The organism is Bacteroides sp. OM05-10AA, assembly GCF_003439055.1.
Lineage (GTDB): Bacteria > Bacteroidota > Bacteroidia > Bacteroidales > Bacteroidaceae > Bacteroides > Bacteroides intestinigallinarum.
Genome location: NZ_QSUR01000061.1, coordinates 1 through 20182 on the forward strand (window position 1 = coordinate 1; position 20182 = coordinate 20182).

General features: G+C 41.7%; 21 protein-coding genes. 3 read left to right on the plus strand and 18 right to left on the minus strand.

Annotation, left to right across the window (positions count from 1 at the left end; all coding sequences use genetic code 11):
• Positions 1-100: 100 nt before the first annotated feature.
• The 17 genes from rplT to DXB58_RS26370 all read right to left on the minus strand — a co-directional run bounded on the left by rplT (position 101) and on the right by DXB58_RS26370 (position 17394).
• Positions 101-451: a 50S ribosomal protein L20 gene (gene rplT, locus DXB58_RS26290; RefSeq protein WP_004297540.1), complete on the minus strand. Its 351-nt coding sequence runs from the start codon at positions 449-451 to the stop codon at positions 101-103.
• 98 nt (positions 452-549) lie between these two features.
• Positions 550-747, minus strand: coding sequence for a 50S ribosomal protein L35 (gene rpmI / locus DXB58_RS26295; protein WP_004297539.1), 198 nt, complete (start codon positions 745-747; stop codon positions 550-552).
• Between the two features lie 69 nt (positions 748-816).
• Positions 817-1428 (minus strand): translation initiation factor IF-3, encoded by a 612-nt coding sequence (gene infC / locus DXB58_RS26300; protein ID WP_122138761.1) that lies wholly within the window; start codon positions 1426-1428, stop codon positions 817-819.
• Between the two features lie 72 nt (positions 1429-1500).
• Positions 1501-3441: a threonine--tRNA ligase gene (gene thrS / locus DXB58_RS26305; RefSeq protein WP_008999221.1), complete on the minus strand. Its 1941-nt coding sequence runs from the start codon at positions 3439-3441 to the stop codon at positions 1501-1503.
• Positions 3442-3523: 82 nt separating this feature from the next.
• Positions 3524-5554 carry a tetratricopeptide repeat protein gene (locus DXB58_RS26310; RefSeq protein ID WP_122138762.1) on the minus strand — a complete coding sequence of 677 codons (2031 nt, stop codon included), beginning with the start codon at positions 5552-5554 and terminating at the stop codon, positions 3524-3526.
• 76 nt (positions 5555-5630) lie between these two features.
• The gene (gene def, locus DXB58_RS26315; protein WP_004313245.1) at positions 5631-6185 is read right to left on the minus strand and encodes a peptide deformylase; all 555 of its coding nucleotides are present in this window, start codon (positions 6183-6185) and stop codon (positions 5631-5633) included.
• Positions 6186-6230: 45 nt separating this feature from the next.
• Positions 6231-6647, minus strand: a complete 417-nt coding sequence (ruvX, locus tag DXB58_RS26320; RefSeq protein ID WP_004307247.1) for a Holliday junction resolvase RuvX — start codon at positions 6645-6647, stop codon at positions 6231-6233.
• A gap of 74 nt (positions 6648-6721) precedes the next feature.
• Positions 6722-7861 carry an OmpA family protein gene (locus tag DXB58_RS26325; protein ID WP_199487952.1) on the minus strand — a complete coding sequence of 380 codons (1140 nt, stop codon included), beginning with the start codon at positions 7859-7861 and terminating at the stop codon, positions 6722-6724.
• A gap of 318 nt (positions 7862-8179) precedes the next feature.
• Positions 8180-9148, minus strand: a complete 969-nt coding sequence (locus DXB58_RS26330) for a PCMD domain-containing protein (RefSeq protein ID WP_004307249.1) — start codon at positions 9146-9148, stop codon at positions 8180-8182.
• 25 nt (positions 9149-9173) lie between these two features.
• Positions 9174-10280 carry a sulfotransferase gene (locus DXB58_RS26335; RefSeq protein ID WP_004297525.1) on the minus strand — a complete coding sequence of 369 codons (1107 nt, stop codon included), beginning with the start codon at positions 10278-10280 and terminating at the stop codon, positions 9174-9176.
• 82 nt (positions 10281-10362) lie between these two features.
• Positions 10363-11823 carry a sulfate adenylyltransferase subunit CysN gene (cysN, locus tag DXB58_RS26340; RefSeq protein WP_118299806.1) on the minus strand — a complete coding sequence of 487 codons (1461 nt, stop codon included), beginning with the start codon at positions 11821-11823 and terminating at the stop codon, positions 10363-10365.
• 12 nt (positions 11824-11835) lie between these two features.
• The gene (gene cysD, locus DXB58_RS26345; protein WP_004297523.1) at positions 11836-12744 is read right to left on the minus strand and encodes a sulfate adenylyltransferase subunit CysD; all 909 of its coding nucleotides are present in this window, start codon (positions 12742-12744) and stop codon (positions 11836-11838) included.
• A gap of 7 nt (positions 12745-12751) precedes the next feature.
• Entirely contained in the window at positions 12752-13360 is a 609-nt protein-coding gene (gene cysC / locus DXB58_RS26350; protein WP_117610993.1) for an adenylyl-sulfate kinase, read from the minus strand.
• A 12-nt stretch (positions 13361-13372) separates the two neighbouring features.
• Positions 13373-14926 carry an SLC13 family permease gene (locus DXB58_RS26355; protein ID WP_008644081.1) on the minus strand — a complete coding sequence of 518 codons (1554 nt, stop codon included), beginning with the start codon at positions 14924-14926 and terminating at the stop codon, positions 13373-13375.
• Between the two features lie 11 nt (positions 14927-14937).
• Positions 14938-15762, minus strand: coding sequence for a 3'(2'),5'-bisphosphate nucleotidase CysQ (cysQ, locus tag DXB58_RS26360; protein WP_008999217.1), 825 nt, complete (start codon positions 15760-15762; stop codon positions 14938-14940).
• Between the two features lie 251 nt (positions 15763-16013).
• On the minus strand, positions 16014-16508 hold the full coding sequence (locus DXB58_RS26365; protein ID WP_004311445.1) for an SPOR domain-containing protein: 495 nt from the start codon (positions 16506-16508) through the stop codon (positions 16014-16016).
• Positions 16509-16623: 115 nt separating this feature from the next.
• Positions 16624-17394 (minus strand): SDR family oxidoreductase, encoded by a 771-nt coding sequence (locus DXB58_RS26370; protein ID WP_122138763.1) that lies wholly within the window; start codon positions 17392-17394, stop codon positions 16624-16626.
• Positions 17395-17594: 200 nt separating this feature from the next.
• On the opposite strand from DXB58_RS26370, the gene DXB58_RS26375 reads away from it, so the two are divergent.
• The 3 genes from DXB58_RS26375 to DXB58_RS26385 are packed head-to-tail and all read left to right on the plus strand — an operon-like array spanning position 17595 to position 18460.
• Entirely contained in the window at positions 17595-17804 is a 210-nt protein-coding gene (locus tag DXB58_RS26375; RefSeq protein ID WP_004297513.1) for a YtxH domain-containing protein, read from the plus strand.
• 32 nt (positions 17805-17836) lie between these two features.
• A complete protein-coding gene (locus DXB58_RS26380; protein WP_004297511.1) occupies positions 17837-18199 on the plus strand; it encodes a phage holin family protein in 363 nt (120 codons plus the stop codon).
• A 3-nt stretch (positions 18200-18202) separates the two neighbouring features.
• On the plus strand, positions 18203-18460 hold the full coding sequence (locus DXB58_RS26385; protein WP_004297510.1) for a hypothetical protein: 258 nt from the start codon (positions 18203-18205) through the stop codon (positions 18458-18460).
• 6 nt (positions 18461-18466) lie between these two features.
• Here DXB58_RS26385 and DXB58_RS26390 read toward each other — a convergent pair whose 3' ends face one another.
• Positions 18467-20020 carry an ATP-binding protein gene (locus DXB58_RS26390; RefSeq protein ID WP_117971830.1) on the minus strand — a complete coding sequence of 518 codons (1554 nt, stop codon included), beginning with the start codon at positions 20018-20020 and terminating at the stop codon, positions 18467-18469.
• Positions 20021-20182 lie beyond the last annotated feature (162 nt).

Genomic DNA, 20182 nt, shown 5'->3' on the forward strand with positions numbered 1-20182 from the left:
GACTTACACCCGTTAGATAATGCTCATGCCGAGCGTACAAAGAAAAGTGTCAGTTACTAGCTTAGTAACTGACACTTTGTAACTCGTAAACTATTGATGCTTAAGCAGCTTTAGCTTTAGCAACTACAGCTTTGAAAGCTTCCGGGTGATTCATAGCTAAATCAGCCAAAACCTTACGGTTTATTTCAATACCGGCTTTGTGCAGACCGCCCATCAATTTAGAATAAGACATTCCTTCAAGACGTGCAGCAGCGTTGATACGTTGTATCCAAAGAGCGCGGAAGTTTCTTTTCTTATTTCTACGGTCACGGAACGCGTAAGTCAAACCCTTTTCCCAAGTGTTTTTAGCTACGGTCCATACATTCTTTCTTGCACCAAAGTAACCTCTGGTCAATTTCAAAATTTTCTTTCTTCTTGCTTTTGAAGCAACATGATTTACTGATCTTGGCATAGTTTTACTTTTTTTGAATGTTAGCGCCGCTACTTCACGCAGCGAACTTCAGGCTAATGCATTCGGTTAATACTTTAATAATACTTTTACGCTTTTGATTACTTCATTGCTAAGAGTTCCTTAACCTGGCTTACATTTGTTGTATCAACAGTTGTAGAGTAGCACAGATTTCTTTTTCTCTTCTTGGATTTCTTAGTCAAAATGTGACTGTGAAAAGCGTGCTTTCTTTTGATTTTACCTGTTCCGGTAAGGGTAAACCTTTTTTTAGAACCGGAGTTAGTCTTCATCTTTGGCATCTTACTTGTTTTTAAATTATTAAATATATAATGGCAACGCACTATACCTGCGCGTTACGCATCCTTTTCTTATTCTTCGCTCGTTTCCGGCTTCTCTGCTTTTTGTGCAGGAGTAGCAGGTTTCGGTGCTCCGGCCGTTGCAGGCTTTTTAGGAGCTTCTTTCTTCTTCGGAGAAAGCTGGATAGTCATACGCTTACCTTCCAGTATCGGCATCTGATCCACTTTAGCATAGTCTTCCAAATCATTCGCAAAACGAAGCAACAATACTTCACCCTGTTCCTTAAAAAGGATAGAACGACCTTTAAAGAATACATAAGCCTTCACCTTATCACCGTCTTCCAAGAATCCTTTAGCATGTTTCAACTTAAAGTTGTAATCATGGTCATCTGTCTGGGGACCAAAACGAATCTCCTTCACATTAACCTTCACCTGCTTCGCTTTCTGTTCCTTCTGACGTTTCTTTAATTGATAAAGAAATTTAGAATAATCAATAATACGACAAACAGGGGGTTGAGCATTAGGAGAAATTTCCACTAAATCCAATTCTTTTTCTTCAGCCATTTTCAGAGCCTGAAAGATTGGATATACTTTCGGTTCAATATCATCGCTTACTATGCGAACTTCCTTGGCACGAATCTGTTCATTGATTCTGTATTGCCCTTTTAGAGTGTCATTCTTCATTAAAAACGTTTACTTCCTAGTTTGATCTTTTTATTGTTATACTAAATATTTTATTCTGAAACGGCTGCAAAGTTACCATTTATTTATCATATTCTGAACTTCTTCGTTCAAAATTTTAGCAAATTCTTCAAATTTCATGGTTCCTTTGTCACCTTCGCCTTGTCTACGAACAGAAACTTCACCATTTTCAGCCTCTTTTTCACCGACAATCAGCATATAAGGAATGCGCTTCATTTCATTATCACGAATCTTGCGACCGATCTTCTCGTTACGATCATCTACAATCGCACGGATTTCGTGTATTTTCAGATACATCTTCACCTGTTCTGCATATTCATTGAACTTCTCACTGATCGGCAGAATAACTACCTGTTCCGGTGTCAGCCACAATGGGAACTTACCGGCAGTGTGCTCAATCAATACAGCAACAAAACGTTCCATTGATCCGAACGGAGCACGGTGAATCATCACCGGACGATGCTTCTGATTATCAGAACCCATATATTCAAGTTCAAAGCGTTCCGGTAAGTTGTAGTCAACCTGGATAGTACCCAGCTGCCAACGACGACCGATAGCGTCTTTCACCATAAAGTCGAGCTTAGGACCATAGAAAGCAGCTTCTCCATACTCAATCTTAGCAGGCAAGCCCTTCTCCGCACAAGCCTCTATAATAGCCTGTTCCGCTTTTTCCCAGTTATCATCGCTACCAATATACTTTTCACGGTTCACTTTATCACGCAAAGATATCTGTGCTTCAAAATTCTGGAAATCCATGGAACGGAACACAATAGATATAATATCCATCACACGAAGGAACTCATCTTTCACCTGCTCCGGACGACAGAAGATATGCGCATCATCCTGCGTAAAGCTACGAACACGAGTTAAACCATGTAACTCTCCACTTTGTTCATAACGACAAACCGTACCAAATTCAGCTATACGCAACGGAAGGTCTTTATAAGAACGTGGGAAGTTCTTGTAAATTTCACAGTGGTGAGGACAGTTCATCGGTTTCAAGAAATACTCTTCTCCCTCTTCCGGAGTATGGATAGGTTGGAAAGCATCCTTGCCATATTTTGCATAGTGACCCGAAGTCACATACAGCAACTTATTACCGATTGGCGGAGTAATCACCTCCTGATAATCGTAACGTGTCTGGATACGACGCAAGAACTCCTGCAGACGCAGACGCAATGCAGTACCTTTCGGCAACCACATAGGAAGTCCCTTACCGACAGTTTCGGAGAACATAAACAGCTGCATCTCCTTACCAATCTTACGATGGTCACGCTTCTTCGCTTCTTCCAACAACACCAGATACTCATCCAGCATTTTCTTCTTCGGGAACGTGATACCATAAATACGGGTCAGCATCTTACGATCCTCATGACCACGCCAGTAAGCACCAGCCACAGTTGTCAGTTTAATAGCCTTGATCGGAGCAGTCGTCATCAAGTGAGGACCACGACAAAGGTCAGTAAATGCACCCTGTGTATAAGTCGTAATGTGTCCGTCTTCCAGTTCAGAAATCAATTCACATTTATATGTTTCGCCACGATCACCAAACATTTTCAGAGCATCCGTTTTTGCGATGCTTTTTCTGACTACGTCTTCTTTCTTTGCAGCCAGTTCCAACATTTTAGCTTCAATGGCAGGAAGGTCGCTTTCTTTAATTACCGCTTCACCCGGATCCACATCATAGTAGAATCCGTTTTCAATAGCCGGTCCGATACCAAACTGGATACCCGGATAAAGTTCCTGCAAAGCTTCCGCCAACAAGTGTGCACTTGTATGCCAAAATGCATGCTTACCTTCTTCATCATCCCATTTATAAAGAACGAAATTAGCATCTTCATTAATAGGACGTCCTAAATCATAAGTCTCGCCGTTCACGCCACATGCCAGCACTTCCTGTGCCAGACGCGAGCTGATACTTTCAGCAATCTGTAAACCGTTCACTCCTTCGTTATACTCACGAACGGAGCCATCGGGAAATGTTATCTTTATCATAATATGATGATGTTATATTTTCATAATTTGAACGCAAAAGTAACTAAATCTTTTGAGTTTTCTATTTTTTATCAAAAAAATGTTATTCCGATTGATCTGTAAAACGTTTGATAACATTATAAGCAGAAACAATCCCCAACTCACCGGCTTTACTCAAATCTGAAATGCCCAGCTTATTATTTCCTAAGAAAATATGAGTCAGTCCACGGTTGAAATAAGCATCCGCAAAATCAGGATTTAGCTCAATCGCCTTATCGTAGTCAATAATTGCGGCACGGTAATCTTTCAACATGGCAGAAACATTAGCACGATTATAATATGCGTACACAAAGTCCGGAGCCAGATTAATCACCTTATCCAAGTCTTTTCTAACCACTTCATAATCTACTGCAGTAATCTCCTTACGCTTATTATCACCCGGAACAACATCTGTTTCGACAGCTTGTTCAGCCTTCTGATACTCCAACTGTTTACAACGGATCAGCGCACGCATAAAATATGCCGGGAAGAAATCACCATCCAGTAAGATCGTCTGGGTCAAATCAGAAACCGCACTCGAGAAGTCCTGCACCAGATAAAAATCAATCGCACGGGCAAAACGTTTCGAAGCATTCTTGTCATCTTCCACAATCGCCGATGTGTGCGTATCAATCAAGGCAAAATGCACCTTCACCTGTTCTTCCGTCAACGGAGCTTCCATATTTGTGATACGAAGACGTTTCGGAAGTATACCCGTACGGTTCAAATCTTCAATATATTTGTGGAAGTTCACCGAACGTTTCACGTCACTCATCTTCTCATAATAAGTCAAAGCAAACATCGGTTCCAGCGTTATATTTACGTTCTTATCCTGCACACGACCACGATAATCACTTGTATAGCGTTGTTCGGCTTCAGAATCATCCGCAATCACTATCTTACGATAGTTATTCATATTCTTATCGGATTTCTTACGGGTCTTCTCTCCGCCTTCCTCATCATTCTCCTTATCCTTGTTCTGTGCTACATCTTTGTTCGTCACACCGTTCTGTTTGTCGATCTGCGCTTTCATGACTTTAAATTCATCCTGCTCCGCACCCTTCTTATCTCCAATCTTTCTGCGAGCTTCCGAACGCTGATAATATCCGGCCAAGAAGTTCGGATACTGATTGATAACAGTTGTGTAATCTTGTATAGCTCCGCGATAATCACCCGTTTGCGCACGAAGCAAACCACGGTTAAAGACAGCCATCATATTATCCGGCTCCATCTTGATAACAAAGTCGAAGTCTTCGATAGCCCGGTTATCATCTCCTACCTGTGCACGTAGCAATCCGCGGTTATAATGACCGATAAAGTTATTCGGATCAATATCCAATGCCAGATCATAATCGCTCATGGCACCTCTTAAATTATTCTGATGAAAACGAGCCAATGCACGGTTTATATAATTTCCAGCATTCTTAGCACTCAACGGAATAGCACGGTTGAAATCCGCTTCCGCTTCCGCATACTTAGCCTGTTGTAATTTAACAATCGCTCTTGCAGCCCAAGCATCCGGATCATATTTATCCAGTTCAAGCGCCTTATTGAAGTCATTCAAGGCAGCAATCGTATCTTTCTGTTGTAAAGACACTTCCCCTCTCATCAAATAAGCACGGGTATAGCGTGGAGACACCTTCAACAAGCTTTCCAAATCCTCTTTCGCAGAATTATAATCCTTCTTCTGGATATGAGATAATGTCAGGTTATGCCATAAGGTAATATTCTCCGGATCATAATGCAATGCTTTCTTATAATCCTCAATCGCTCCATCAAATTTACTCTGACGAATCCTTGCCAAACCACGAATCTGATAAGCACCCACCACAAATGGATTGCGTTGGATAGCTGCATCACAGTCTGCTTCAGCACCCTGAAAATCCTCCAGATTCAGTTTAGCCAATGCCCTGAAGAAATAAGGTTCATACAGATAAGGCTTAGCGTTAATAACCTGGTTAAAATACTGAATAGAAAGTACATAGTCCTCAAAATAAAGAGCGTTTCGGGCAATAGTCATCACCCGATCCGTATTTATTTGAGCACACACCAGCGTTGGGAACAGTAATAAAACTGTTAAGATTCTTTTTATCATTGATATTTTATGCTTGTAAACGAAGCAAAAATAATGCTTTTCGCTTACTTAACAGGGATATAAACGTTTTTTATCTTTATTTCACCTGTTTCATCTTATATGAACTGCGCGCTTTTCCCTTCAACATCGTATTCAGCTTTCCTTTAATCATCTGCTTACGAAGCGGTGAGATATGGTCGATGAACATCTTACCATCCAAATGATCGAACTCATGTTGCATCACCCGAGCCAGATAACCTTCCACCTCTTCCTCATGCTCCACAAAATTCTCGTCCATATATTTCACGCGAATTTTATCACCTCTTTTCACTGTTTCGTGAATACCGGGAAGGCTTAAGCATCCCTCTTCCATATTCACTTCTTCACCCCCTACTTCCAAAATGTGGGGATTGATATAAGCCTTATTAAAGTCTTTAAATTCAGGATATTCCTCCGAAAGCGGATCCAATGTAATCGTAACCACGCGAATAGGCAAACCGATCTGTGGAGCAGCCAATCCTACGCCGTCCGCATGTACCATTGTTTCGAACATGTTCTCAATCAACTCTTTCAGATTCGGATAATCCGGTGTTATGTCCTCTGCAACCTTTCTCAATACAGGTTGGCCATATACATAAATAGGTAAAATCATATTTTTATACTCTACTAAAAAATTAAGTTATTCTTATGTCCTATACTAAAAACGTTTACTCTCCAAATATGTTTGCAAAATAATAGTAGCACTTATCTCGTCCACCAATGCCTTATTTTGCCGGTCCTTTTTCTTCAAGCCGGCCTCCAGCATGGTACGGTGTGCAAGAACAGAAGTGAAGCGTTCATCCACATATTCGACCGGAAGGTCCGGATAGCGCTTTTTCAGCGAACGAACAAAAGGCTCTATATTCTTCATATTCTCCGAAACCTCATTATTCATTTGCTTGGGCAATCCAATAATAATCCGCTCCACCGGTTCTTTAGCTATATATTCACCGATAAAGTTCAGAAGTTCATGTGTGGGCACCGTCGTCAATCCGTTTGCAATCAGCTGCATTGTATCGCTCACAGCTATTCCGGTACGCTTTCTTCCATAATCTATTGCTACTATTCTGCTCATGGGGTACAAAAATACAAAAAAGACGCTTCCCGTGAAAGGAAACGTCTCTTTTATTCTATTATTTCAAATGTATATTATTCTTCAACAATAGCTACACGGCTCAACTTAGCATCATCATAGAACATGTTGCCTACGCCACCCTTGTAATCAACCTTCAATTGAGAAGCAGGAACACCAAATTCATTAATCATCAGGTCACGAACAGCTTCAGCTCTCTTCTTACTCAACTTCATGTTGTATTCAGCAGAACCAGTACCCTTATCAGCATATCCTGTTACAGTAAACACTTTATCAGTTGCTTTGATACCCTTAGCCATAGCTTCAATATTCATGTATTCTCTCTTACTGATGTTGCTCTTTCCAATATTGAATACAACAACCAGACGTGGAACGAATCCAGCTTCTTTCTTAACGATCACTTCCGGTTTCTTGTTACGAGCTTCAACCAAGTCACGTTTCAAAGATTCGTTTTCACCCTTCAAAGAATTCACTCTGTCTCTCATGTCGTTCAACTGGCTTTCCGGAACCATTGGTACAGTAGGAACAGCATCCCAACCACGTTTCTTAAACTTGTAAGTAACACCTACAGTCAGACCAGCCAATCCTTCAGGACCTGAATTGCCGAATGCGCCTTTCATCAAAAGTCCGCGCAATTCAACGTTAAGATCCAAAGCAGAAGACAGGCGGAAACGGTTGATTAAACCGGCATTGATACCCAGTTCGTCATAACCCGGACCTTTACCTGTATGTACGAATCCAGCTCCTACATAAGGAATGAATGAGTACACGCGATCTTCTTTATATCCACAGAACATATTGGTAAGATTCAACAATACATCTCCATGGAAGTTCATAACATTCCACTTTTCTTTGTAGTAGCCATTAGAATACTGTCCTCCGTCTACAAGCGGACCATTAGCATAAGGAGTAGCACCTTTAGCCTGAAGACCGTTGTAAGCAACACGTAATCCGATACCCGGAGTAAACCACTTACCTACAGCAATGTCAAGTGCCGGAGCAAGACGTTTTCCGAAGTCAGCTTTACCATCATTGTCGCCAAAATACATTTGTGCGCCAACGCCACCACTAATAAACCAGTTAGCACCAAAGCGATTTGTTTCCACTCTATAACTCTTTGCTGCATTTTCTTTTTCTTGTGCAGGCAGACATACTGAGACTGCTGCCAATAAAATAAACAATAAACCCTTTTTCATCTCAATTTATTTTAGTAAATAATATATTTCAATTGTCTTACAGGCTAGATACACAACCCAAATGTTCCACACCTGACTAAGAGACAATAAACGTCATCCTTTCTTCTAAAATTAGTGCAAATATAGATATTTAATATAACACAAACAAAAAAACACGTAAATTTTCATTCATTCATAGAATTTTATAGAGCGATAAAAGTGTAATATAACTTCAGAAGGCATCTGAAGGGGTTTGTTGTGGAAGAATTAAAACAAAAAAAATAGCCAGTGATGAAATTAGATCACTGACTATTTCTATTCTTTGTCTATATACTTTAGTTAATATACCAGTTTTACATTGTCAATCCACAGTGTATTTCCCGGAGAACCGATATAGGCTCCTCCATGACTGGACGTGAACTGAAGACACATATGAGTCGGAACATCATTTTCATCTCCCCAGGCCACTTCATGAATAGGCACGCTTTCACCCTTACTGTTCACCGTATAACTTTCGGTCGCCTGCAAACGCATCATGTGCGACTTATATTCCGGACGATTCGTGATGTCACCGTACATAATCTCATAGGTCGCATTATTTTTCCAGTCCGTAGAATGATAGTAATAAGTCACCATAGTCCCTATCCGTTTTGCATACACATTTCCATTGGCATCTTCCCAACGTTTTTGCAGAAGCAGGATAGCTGCCGGATAATCTTTTCCGGGAACATCCGTAATCTTGCTGAAACCGGTAGCGCGAATACGATTCTCCCGGTCAGACATCTTCACTTTATAGTCAAACTGAAGAGCCACCGGCTTTTTGGTAAACGGAATACCAGTCTGCAACATTTTCTGTGGATTTTTAGTACCCTTAATCGGCTCATGCACCGAACCGGTAAAGACAGAGCCAGCCGCCAACACCGTAATATTAACCAGTCCCAACACTTTCACACTCTCCATGCGCGTATCCAAACGGGCGCAATATCCATCTCCCCGCTTCTCCGGGAATACCGAAGTATTAGTTTTCGTAATACCGGCAACTTTCGCCATCACATTTGAAGTAGCCCAAGGCGATCCGCCCATATTCTTATAAACCTGATCTCCCTTAATTACCGTCGTCGGCCCTATCGCATATACATTCTTTGTATTCCCACCGATAATGCTCGATTCCTTTATCTGACGGTCCACCCATTGATCCATGTCCCCAAAAGGAAGCATTTCAACTTTATGTTGCGCCATCAAAGACAAGGAAGAAATAAATGCAACGAAACCTGTCATCAACAGGCGATGAACGCTTTTCTGAATCATCAATACTTTTCCTTTCTTTTTCTTCTTATAAATTATAATCCCATTGTTTCAAAGCAAAATCCCAGTTCTCTTCTACCAAACGAATCGTACGGTCGTCATATTTATACTTATTCTTCTTATATCCCTTCTTTCCGCCCACATATTTTTCTATATCACTACGTGCTTCGGCAAATCCGGGGATAGAAAGAGACTGATAAATATTCTCCGTCATTCCCATCGCATCCGCTTCAAAATCTTCAAACTTCACTTCCATCAAGTTACCTTCCGGAATAAATTTCTTATCCGATTCATACTTATGATAAAGTTTTGCATAGATAGAAATGATATTTTCCTCTAATTGTTCATTGCTGACATCCTGCAACTTCAACGGTTGAATCGTATTTGTAAAGAAACTACGTGTAGATTCGAATACGGTATACGGATTACGCATCAGGTAGATAAACTTAGCATTCGGGAACATCTTCACCAGTTCCTTCACCCTTCCGGTATGCGGAGGATTCTTGCTAAGGAATTGAGTTCCCTGGGTATTCCACAAAGAAATCTTAATCAACTTCGTGAACACCTCTTCAAACACCTTCAATTCGGCATCCGTTATATCATCAAACAAAAGATACTTATCGGCATACTCCTGCTGATATTTCGGTAGGAACCAGAAATTATAATATGTATAAGGCATCATGTTCGACAAAGCAAACTCCTCTTCCTGGGGAAGATCCACTGCCAGTTCCATATTATCCGTCGGACGTTTATCCGGCATCAGCCAACTCATATTCTTTTTGAAGAAAGGCTGTCCCCACATCATCAGATGAGGAAATACAGTCTGATAAGTAGTGTTATACCCAAAATGCTTGTCACAAGAGAACACATTATGTACAAATGTAGTTCCACTCCGCCAGTGTCCCAAAATGAACACCGGATCATGCTCCAGCGGCTGATTAGCCAGCAACTTCTCGTAACGCCTGTCTTGTAATGACGCCAGTGGAGAAAGCAATCGGCACACAGCCTTCGTCAATCGGTATTTACCTTTGTAGGCTGCGTCAATTTCACGACCGGCGGTGATAGCCTTGAATGTCTTCCAGTCGGCACCTACCAATGTATTAATCGGAAGTTTATTAAATTCGAGTAATCCCACTTTATTAATTAGAAATTAAGAATTAAAAATTAAAGACGACAGAATGCTGTCATTTTCAGTTTTCAATTTATTGTTGAACAATCTATTTTATTAGTCGCACTGCAAGGCCCTGACGTTCCAGTTCCTTCACAGCTTTCTCTACCGCTTCATAATGTTCCGGAGCAATTCCCAGTTTTGCCATATCCAATACCGGAATATCCTCCGTGTCACTCATATCTTTCATTTCCACGCGGTCGATAATCATACCTACTGCCGAAGTATTATTAGTGATCGGGTCAATCAGGATAAATGAGCCACAAGATTTATTCTTCTTATAAGGATCAAAGAACAATTCCTTAGCCGTAGTCAGCACCACACGGGCAATCTGATTCAACTGCAAAGGTAACGTTTCTTTAGTCAACTGACCATTCTCCAGAGACAGATGCTCCATCGTATTCACGTCCACCTTATACTTTATCGTATCAATACGCGTACGGCTCAAATTGGTAGTCTGCTTAATAAAGAACGACTTATTTACATCCATCGGTTCTTCATCCATCCAGACCATCATAGCCTCAAAGTTACGATCCACCGTTGGCAGATTGTCAGGATGCACCAACATTTCGCCGCGCGACACGTCGATCTCATCCTCCAATGTCAAGGTCACAGACTGCGGTGGGAAAGCGTAATCCAATTCCCCGTCATAAGTCACGATACTCTTCACCTTAGATGTTTTTCCGGAAGGAAGTGCCATCACCGTATCCCCTTTGCGAACGATACCGGATGCAACTTTACCACAGAATCCTCTGAAATCCAGATTCGGACGAAGCACATACTGAACCGGAAAACGGAAATCCGTAAAATTATGGTCATTATCAATATGAACCGTTTCAAGGAAATCAAGCAAAGAAATCCCCTTGTACCACGGAGTACGTTCAGACTTATCCACCACATTATCCCCATCCAATGCAGAAAGTGGAATGCAGTTGACGTCAGGAATACCCAATGGAGCAACAAACTTCTTATAGTCAGCTACAATCTCGTTAAAACGCTCTTCCGAGAAATCCACCAGGTCCATCTTGTTGACAGCCAACACCACATGCTTGATTCCCAGCAAAGACACCAGGAAAGTATGGCGACGAGTCTGGGTAATCACTCCGGTACGGGCATCCACCAAGATAATAGCCAAATTAGCCGTAGATCCCCCGGTAATCATATTACGGGTATACTGTTCGTGTCCCGGAGTATCCGCGATGATAAACTTACGACCATTCGTTGAGAAATAGCGATAAGCCACGTCAATCGTAATACCCTGTTCACGTTCAGCCTTCAATCCATCGAGCAATAACGCATAGTCAATATGCTCGCCCGCATTTCCCACACGTTTACTATCACGCTCCAGTGCATCCAACTGATCCTCATACAGTTTCTTACTGTCAAACAACAAGCGTCCGATCAACGTTGATTTTCCATCATCTACCGAACCCGCAGTCAACAGTCTCAACAAGTCTTTCTGTTCATCCTTGTCCAGAAAAGCTTTTATATCTAATTTATTATCTGCCATAACTAGTTACAATTAAAAGTATCCCTCACGCTTCTTTTGTTCCATACTACCCTCCTGGTCAAAGTCAATCACACGGGTAGTACGTTCACTCTTCGTCGTAGTCATCATTTCCTCCACAATCTCTTCAATCGTAGCAGCTCCACTTTCCACTGCCCCTGTCAGAGGCCAGCAGCCCAACGTACGAAAACGAACCATCTTCATTTCAATCTGGTCACGGTACTTTTCAGGCAAACGGTCATCATCCGCCATAATAATATTGCCATCTAAATTAATGACCGGACGCTCCTTAGCATAATACAACGGAACGATCGGAATATTCTCCAAGCGAATATACTGCCAAATATCCAATTCAGTCCAGTTGCTAATCGGGAATACACGAATACTTTCCCCCTTATGCACGCGGGCATTATAAATATCCCACAATTCAGGACGCTGATTCTTCGGGTCCCATTGGTGAAACTTATCCCGGAAAGAGAAAATACGTTCCTTCGCACGTGACTTCTCCTCGTCACGACGGGCACCACCAAATGCAGCATCAAACTTATACTTATCCAACGCATGAAGCAAAGCCTGCGTCTTCATCAAGTCCGTATGCACCTTACTTCCATGCGTAAAAGGTCCTACCCCTGCATGAAAAGCCTCCATATTACTTTCAACAATCAGATTCCATCCGTACTTCTTCGCATATTCATCACGAAACTGAATCATCTCCTTGAACTTCCATTTCGAATCGATATGCATCAACGGGAATGGCACTTTACCCGGATAAAACGCTTTTTCAGCCAAGCGTACCATCACCGAGGAATCCTTTCCGATACTGTAAAGCATCACCGGATTCTCAAATTCCGCCGCCACCTCGCGGATGATATGAATAGACTCGGCTTCGAGCTCCTTCAAGTGGCTTAATTTATATTCTTCCATATTTATTTCATTTTATACACTTCACTTTTGGCAAAACAAGCTCCAACAAACGGTCCACCGACTCCTCCAAAGTCAATTTGGAAGTATCCAGTGACAAAGCCGGATGTTCGGGAACCTCGAAAGGTGCGGAAATTCCTGTAAAATTCTGAATTTCCCCTTTCCGTGCCTTCGCATACAATCCTTTCACATCACGTTTCTCACATTCCTCCAGCGGAGTACTAACGAAAACCTCCAGAAAATCATCCTTACCAATAATGTTTGCAGCCATTTCGCGAATATCATTATTAGGGCTGATAAATGCAGCAATCGTAATGATACCACTATCCAGAAACAACTTCGACACTTCCGCTATGCGACGGATATTTTCCACCCGGTCCGTTTCAGAGAATCCCAGGTTATTATTAATTCCACTACGGATATTATCCCCATCCAAGATACGGCAAAGCAATCCACGCTTATGAAGCTCACGTTCCAATGCGATGGCAATCGTGCTCTTTCCGGAACCACTCAATCCGGTAAACCAGATCATCACACTGTGTTGCCCCAAAAGCTCTTCTTTGTCCTGCCGCGTCATCATGCGGTCAAATATCGGATATATATGGTTCTTTTCTTCCATTTACAATTTTATTTAAAAGTTCCAGATCAACGGGATCAGAATAATAGAGATTAAGAAAGTGATAATATTAAGCGGCAACCCGATACGCACAAAATCCGTAAACTTATAGTTACCGATACCTTGCACAATCAAATTTGTCTGATAACCAATCGGTGTCGAGAAGCTGGCAGATGCAGCCATACAGATCACCACAAAGAAAGGCGTAGGGCTCACTCCTAATTGGGCAGAGATTGATAATGCCAAAGGAAACGCCAAAGCCGCTGCTGCATTATTAGTAATCAATTCCGTAAACAAGTTCGTGATAATAAACACCATTGCAAGCAACACATGCGGGCCGTAATCATCACTCAACCCGATAATAAACTTCGCAACGCTATCCGCCACACCGGAGTTCACCATCGCCTTACTGATAGCAAAAGCACAAGCAATAGTAATCAGAATATCCCACGAAATATATTTAGTATATTTACGGGCAGGGAACAGATTCGTCCATGCCATAATAATAGTAGTAATAGACACAAAGAAAAACATATCCAGCTTGATATCCGGAAACATCTCCTTCGTTATCGGAAGCTCACCCACCGTTGCGCCGACAATCATCAGAACCAGCAACAGCAAAGCAAACCAACGCTTCTTCTTCCCGGTAGTATCCGGCTCATTCCCATTCGTCAACAAGACAAACACAGAAGATTCCCCCCATGTCGGAATAAACGTATCATCCGCCATCACCACCAATGTATCCCCTTCGTGAAGCACCACTTCCTCCAGATTCGACACAAAACGTTGTCCGTTACGTGTTTTAATCTCTTTTACCTCCGCACCATAATGGCGTTGGAAATTAAAATCCTTCAGTTTTTTATTGATACCGGGAAAACGGGCACCCAAAACAGCCTCTACCCGATGCAACTTCTCCCCTTCCTCTACTTCTTCATCCGGCACAGCCGTATCCGGACGTGCATCCGGCAAAAGACGTTTGGAGAAAAGAAATATATAAATGATTCCGGCAATAGCGATAAAAATCCCCACCTTTCCGAGCTCAAACATAGAAAAGCCTTCAAATCCGGCCTCCAATATCATACCGTGCACCACCAGATTGGTAGAAGTACCGATCAAGGTACAGATACCTCCCAAAATAGTCACATAAGAAAGAGGAATCAGAAACTTCGTAGCCGGAAGATTCACCGACTTAGCCCAATGCTTGATAATCGGGGCAAAAATAACCACAACAGGCGTATTATTCAGAAAGGCAGAAATAAATGCCACCGAAGGTAAGATACGCAACTGTGCCTTAAATACTGTCGTCTTTCCTTGCGGAAGCAACTTCTTAATCACTTGTCCCAATGTGCCCGACTGGCGAATACCCTCACTCACCAGAAACAGCAGAGCAACGGTAATCATCCCTTTATTACTAAACCCTTCCAGCATCTCCTTAGGAGTCAGAATGCCGGCACACAGAAACAAAACCACTACCGAAAAAAGTATCATGCCCGGACGCATCTTATCTGCTATCAAAGCCGCTACCATTCCTAATAGGGATAATAGTACAAATACAATTTCAAATGTCATATAAACATTATTTAGTGTTCTCTTTTTGGCTCAACGATAAACCACGGATTCAATAAATCCTCCTTATTATATCGTAGAGGTTCTTCCTTTCCAGCCTGATATACTTCCATCCCTGCAGCACGGGCTATCGCATGCCCGGCAGCCGTATCCCACTCCATCGTCGGAGCGAAACGCGGATATACATCAGCCTTACCTTCAGCAACCAGACAGATTTTAATAGAACTTCCGCTCGAAATCAACTCCACACTGCCGTGTTTCTTCTTCAAATCTGCAATATATGATTCCGTTTCAGGCGACAGGTGCGAACGGGAAGCAACCACAATCAGATGATCGTGCACCTCCTTCAAAGGTATCTGTTCCGACTTCCCAATCAGCTGCTCCAATGCCACGCCGTCATCTTCCAAACTGACAATACCGGAACATTTATAAGCCCCTGCACCTTCGATCCCGAAATAAAGTTCTTCTTTAACAGGCACATAAATAACACCGAATACAGGTACAGAGTTCTGCACCAAAGCGATATTTACCGTAAATTCTCCATTGCGCTTAATAAACTCCTTCGTTCCATCCAGCGGATCTACAATCCATAAAGTATCCCATCCTCGACGGATCTCATACCCTAAATGCTTCCCTTCTTCACTAAGAACAGGAAAAGGAGTATCGTTCAGAATAGCCACAATCGCTTCATGCGCTTTTCTGTCTGCTATAGTTAGCGGAGAGTTGTCAGCCTTCCTCTCTATTTCAAAGTCCGATGCCGGATCATTATAAATAGAAAGAATCTTTTCACCTGCTTTTAGAGCCGCGTCGATAGCAGCCATTACATATTTTTGTTCCATTCAATCTCTAAATTAATGCCCTATTCACATTCAGGCAAAACATCCTCCAAATTAAGAGTTGACAAAAGTAAAAACTTTCTTTGCTATAAAAGTTTCCCCACTATCATTTATAACTTCTTTTAGTAGAAAGATAAAAATATCTAAACGAAAAAGCCACTCATTTTCAATAAAAAAGCAGTAACTTCCCAGTTACCGCCTTCTTATTCGGAAAAAAACGTTCGTTCTTTCCAATATATATTACCAAAAAGAAATCAATATACACGATACAGCAACCAAGCACCCTGGAAATCCGAACGGTTCGGGTATTTAGCCTTGAATGCATCGCGAGCTTCAGCAGCAGCAGTCTTGTCAGCAAAAGAGTTCACAATCACACGATACATTGCCTTATCAGCATTAAATGCAATCGTAGAGTGATATCCCTGTCCGTCCAACCAATCTTTCAGGCCTTCAGCATTCGCTTTCACACCAAAGCTACCTGCTACAACGCTATAATCTTTCAATCCTTCGTTACCGGAAACCACTGTAACCTTTTCCTGACGAACGCCGGATGTATCTGCCACTTTAGTAGTTGTCACAGGAGCTGCAACCACCGGAGTAACCTCTACCGGAGCTTCCACCTGCGGTTCTGCCAATTCTTGCTGTTTTGCTTTTTCGTAAGCTTTCTTATAGGCACTTTCGCTGGATTTACAAGATGCAAATGCTAGCACCAAGCATACTCCCATTCCTAATACGACTAATTTTTTCATAATCCTATACTCTGTTTTAATTAATAATTCAATATTCTCGTCTATTATATTTAGTTTCGGGCAACAAAATAATAGAAATTTTATCATCCGGCAAAGAAATCCGTCAAAAAAACGTCTATTCCGGCTTCTTCTTATACGAAATAGTGCCTGTTGCCTGATAAGTAGGCATCAAAAGTACCTCCGCAATCTGAATATGTGCAGGAGCCGACACGGCAAAATAAACCGTTTCTGCAATGTCATCTCCCGTCAACGGACGAATCCCTTTATAAAAATTATCGGCAGCTTCCTTATCTCCCCGATAACGCACCACTGTAAAGTTTGTCTCCACCATTCCCGGTTTGACATTCGTCACTCTCAATGGAGTATCCACCAGATCGATCCGGAGTCCGTCCGAAAGAGCCTTCACGGCAGCTTTCGTTGCGCAATACACACTTCCGCCCGGATAAGCGGCATCCCCCGCAATAGATCCTATATTAATAATATGTCCACGTCCGCGTTCCACCATACCGGGCACCACCAAACGCGTCATAGCCAGCAGTCCCCTTATATTCGTATCGATCATGATATCCCATTCATCCAGGCTACCCTCGAATTCCTTATCCACACCGATCACCAGTCCGGCGTTGTTCACCAACACATCAATCGCCTTCCATTCTTCGGGTAATGAGTCCAAAGAGGCGGCAGCCAATTTCCGGTCGCGCACATCAAAAGGCAATATATAAACCCGGACACCATACGCCCCTTCCAGTTCAGCTTTCAGTTCTTCCAGTTTCGATACGGTACGGGCATTCAGAATCAGATTCCATCCCTCCCTCGCAAATTTACGGGCACAACCCTCACCAATTCCGCTACTGGCACCGGTTATAAAAACAATCTTAGCTTCCATTATGTTTTGATTTACAATATTCGAAAACAAAAGTACGCCTTAACCTTCAAAGGTTAGCTACGAAAGTCAGTTAAATAAGATTAAACCATAAAAGAAAAAAAGAATTATAAAACGAAGCACTTTTTTTCAGTTTTCACGAACAACCTTTCGATAAAAATGTTATATTTGTTGTATCATAATCATTTTAAACATTATACATTATGAAAGGATTGAATGTTTTAGCAGCTTTTCTGGGTGGTGCAGCCGTAGGTGCAGCCCTTGGTATTTTATTTGCTCCTGAAAAGGGAGAAGATACCCGTCATAAAATCGCAGAGATTCTTCGTAAAAAAGGAATCAAGCTTAATCGCAGTGAAATGGAAACTCTCGTTGACGAGATCGCTGCCGAGATGAAGGGAGAAATAGCAGAATAAGTGAGTAACCAAAGACTAAAAACAGAGCGACCATGTTTGCAGACGATAAAAGTATTGAGAATTTTCAGCAGTTGTTTTTCGAGTTCAAGAAATATCTGGAGCTTCAAAAAGAATATACCAAATTAGAATTGACGGAGAAGTTAACCATACTTTTTTCCACGTTAATTATGATATTAGTACTTATTATCCTTGGCATGGTTGCCCTGTTTTATCTGCTTTTTGCTCTTGCTTATATATTGGAGCCTTTAGTGGGCGGTCTGATGTCGAGTTTCGCCATCATAGCAGGCATCAATGTTGTTCTCATCGCCCTGGTTATTATTTTCCGCAAGCAGCTCATCATTTCTCCGATGGTGAACTTCCTCGCTAATTTATTTTTAACTGATTCAAATAAATAAATTATGAATGCGCAGACCCCGCAGAAATTTACATTAGAAGAGATTGCCGAACGTAAAAAGAAGCTTTTAAATGAGATCCATGCTCAAAAAAAAGCCATGACAGCTACTACACGCGAAATATTTGCCCCACTTGCTCCGGCAACCAACAAGGCGGATGCACTCATGCGTTCGTTCAATACCGGTATGGCTGTATTTGATGGCGTAGTGATGGGAATCAAGATTATGCGGAAGATACGGGCGTATTTTAGGAATTTGAGATAAAAAGAGCTACTCTTCCACTATCCATTTTTCTATATTTCTTGTTTGCGAACTAAAGTTCACACCTACTTTAAAAAGCTTACGATTATCCGCTTCAAAAGGAAGTGAATAATGTTTTTCATTAATCTGCTTCAAAGCTTCTTCTGCCGTACCATTCAGTTTAAATTCCATGACATATATGAATTTGTCCGTCTGCAAAACAAGGTCGATGCGCCCTTCGCTTGTATGATATTCCACTTTGGTATAAAAGCCTACGAGTTTGAAAACGATAAAAAGCACATTTTCGTAATGCAACTCCTGCTCGCGAATCACATCATAGCCTGTATCTGCAAAGAAACTTTGCAGACGTCGGAAGAAAGAGTTATAGTCACCGGAACGTACTTCACGGACAAACTTCTGAATTTCAAAAGGAGACTCCACCTTATTTACGTTCGCATAATAAGGAAGTAAGAAACGGACAAACCCCTCTTCCACTTCACGATTCGGAAAACCTAAACGGTATATGCCAAACTCTTCGTCATACCCCTTAATGGTGAGATATCCGCTCTGATAAATCACTGGAATGGGATTACTAGATTCCGAGTCGATACTGTTCAACACCTGTTCGTCTGTTTCCTCATGAGCCATCCGTTCCAAATCATAGTGATGCTTCTTCAACAAGTTCACCAGATAAGTGGGTGTCCCCGTCTCAAACCAGTAGCTGCCGAACTTCATCTTATCAAACGTGTTCAACAGACTAAAAGGATTATAGATTCCGATGGTATGCTCCACAAAGTGGTAGCCATCATAACATTCTTTCAATTCTGCGCACACCTGTTCATAACTCATCTTCTGCTTTTCTGCCAACTGATGCAATTCCTCCTCCAGATTGTCATGTATTTCTTTCTCCGTGATACCGCAAATATCCACAAAGCGTTCATCCATTGAAATATCCTTCAAGTTATTCAAGTCACTGAATACGCTCACCTTGCCAAATTTTGTCACCCCAGTCAGCAACGCAAACTTGATGCAGCCGTCTTTCGTTTTCAAAGCCCCGTAGAAAGGCTTCAATGTATCCCGGAATTGCTTCTGTAAGTCCTCATTGCCAATTGCCTGCAACATCGGCTTGTCATATTCATCCACCAAGATAACCACCCGTTGACCGGTCTTTTCATAAGCGCGCTGAATGATACCGGCAAAACGCAGAGAGAATGAAGTTTCAGACGGTCGAGTTCCGTATTTACTTTCCCAATATTCCAAATTGTCATTCAAAATCTTATCCAGACTCTCCGACGCATCATACTTCTCAATATTAAGATCAAGATGCAAAATTGGATGTTCTATCCAATCTTTTTCGAGCTTCTCCACCATCAGTCCAGCAAATAGTTCCTTCTTCCCTTGAAAATATGCTTCCAGGGTAGAGATCAGCAGACTCTTTCCAAAACGGCGCGGACGACTCAAAAAGTAATAACTCCCGGTCTTTACCATCTGATACATCAAGGCCGTTTTATCAACATAGAAATAACCATCTTGACGGATTTTCTCGAAGTTCTGGATACCAATAGGATATATTTTATTGCTCATACATGTACAACCTTTTAATTATGGTGCATACAAATATACTGCTTTCATTCTATAACACAAAACTAGTAGTGATTTTAATTCTATGATAGAAAAACTTTTAAAAGAGCTATAAAGAAGCTACTCTTCCACTATCCATTTTTCTATATTTCTTGTTTGCGAACT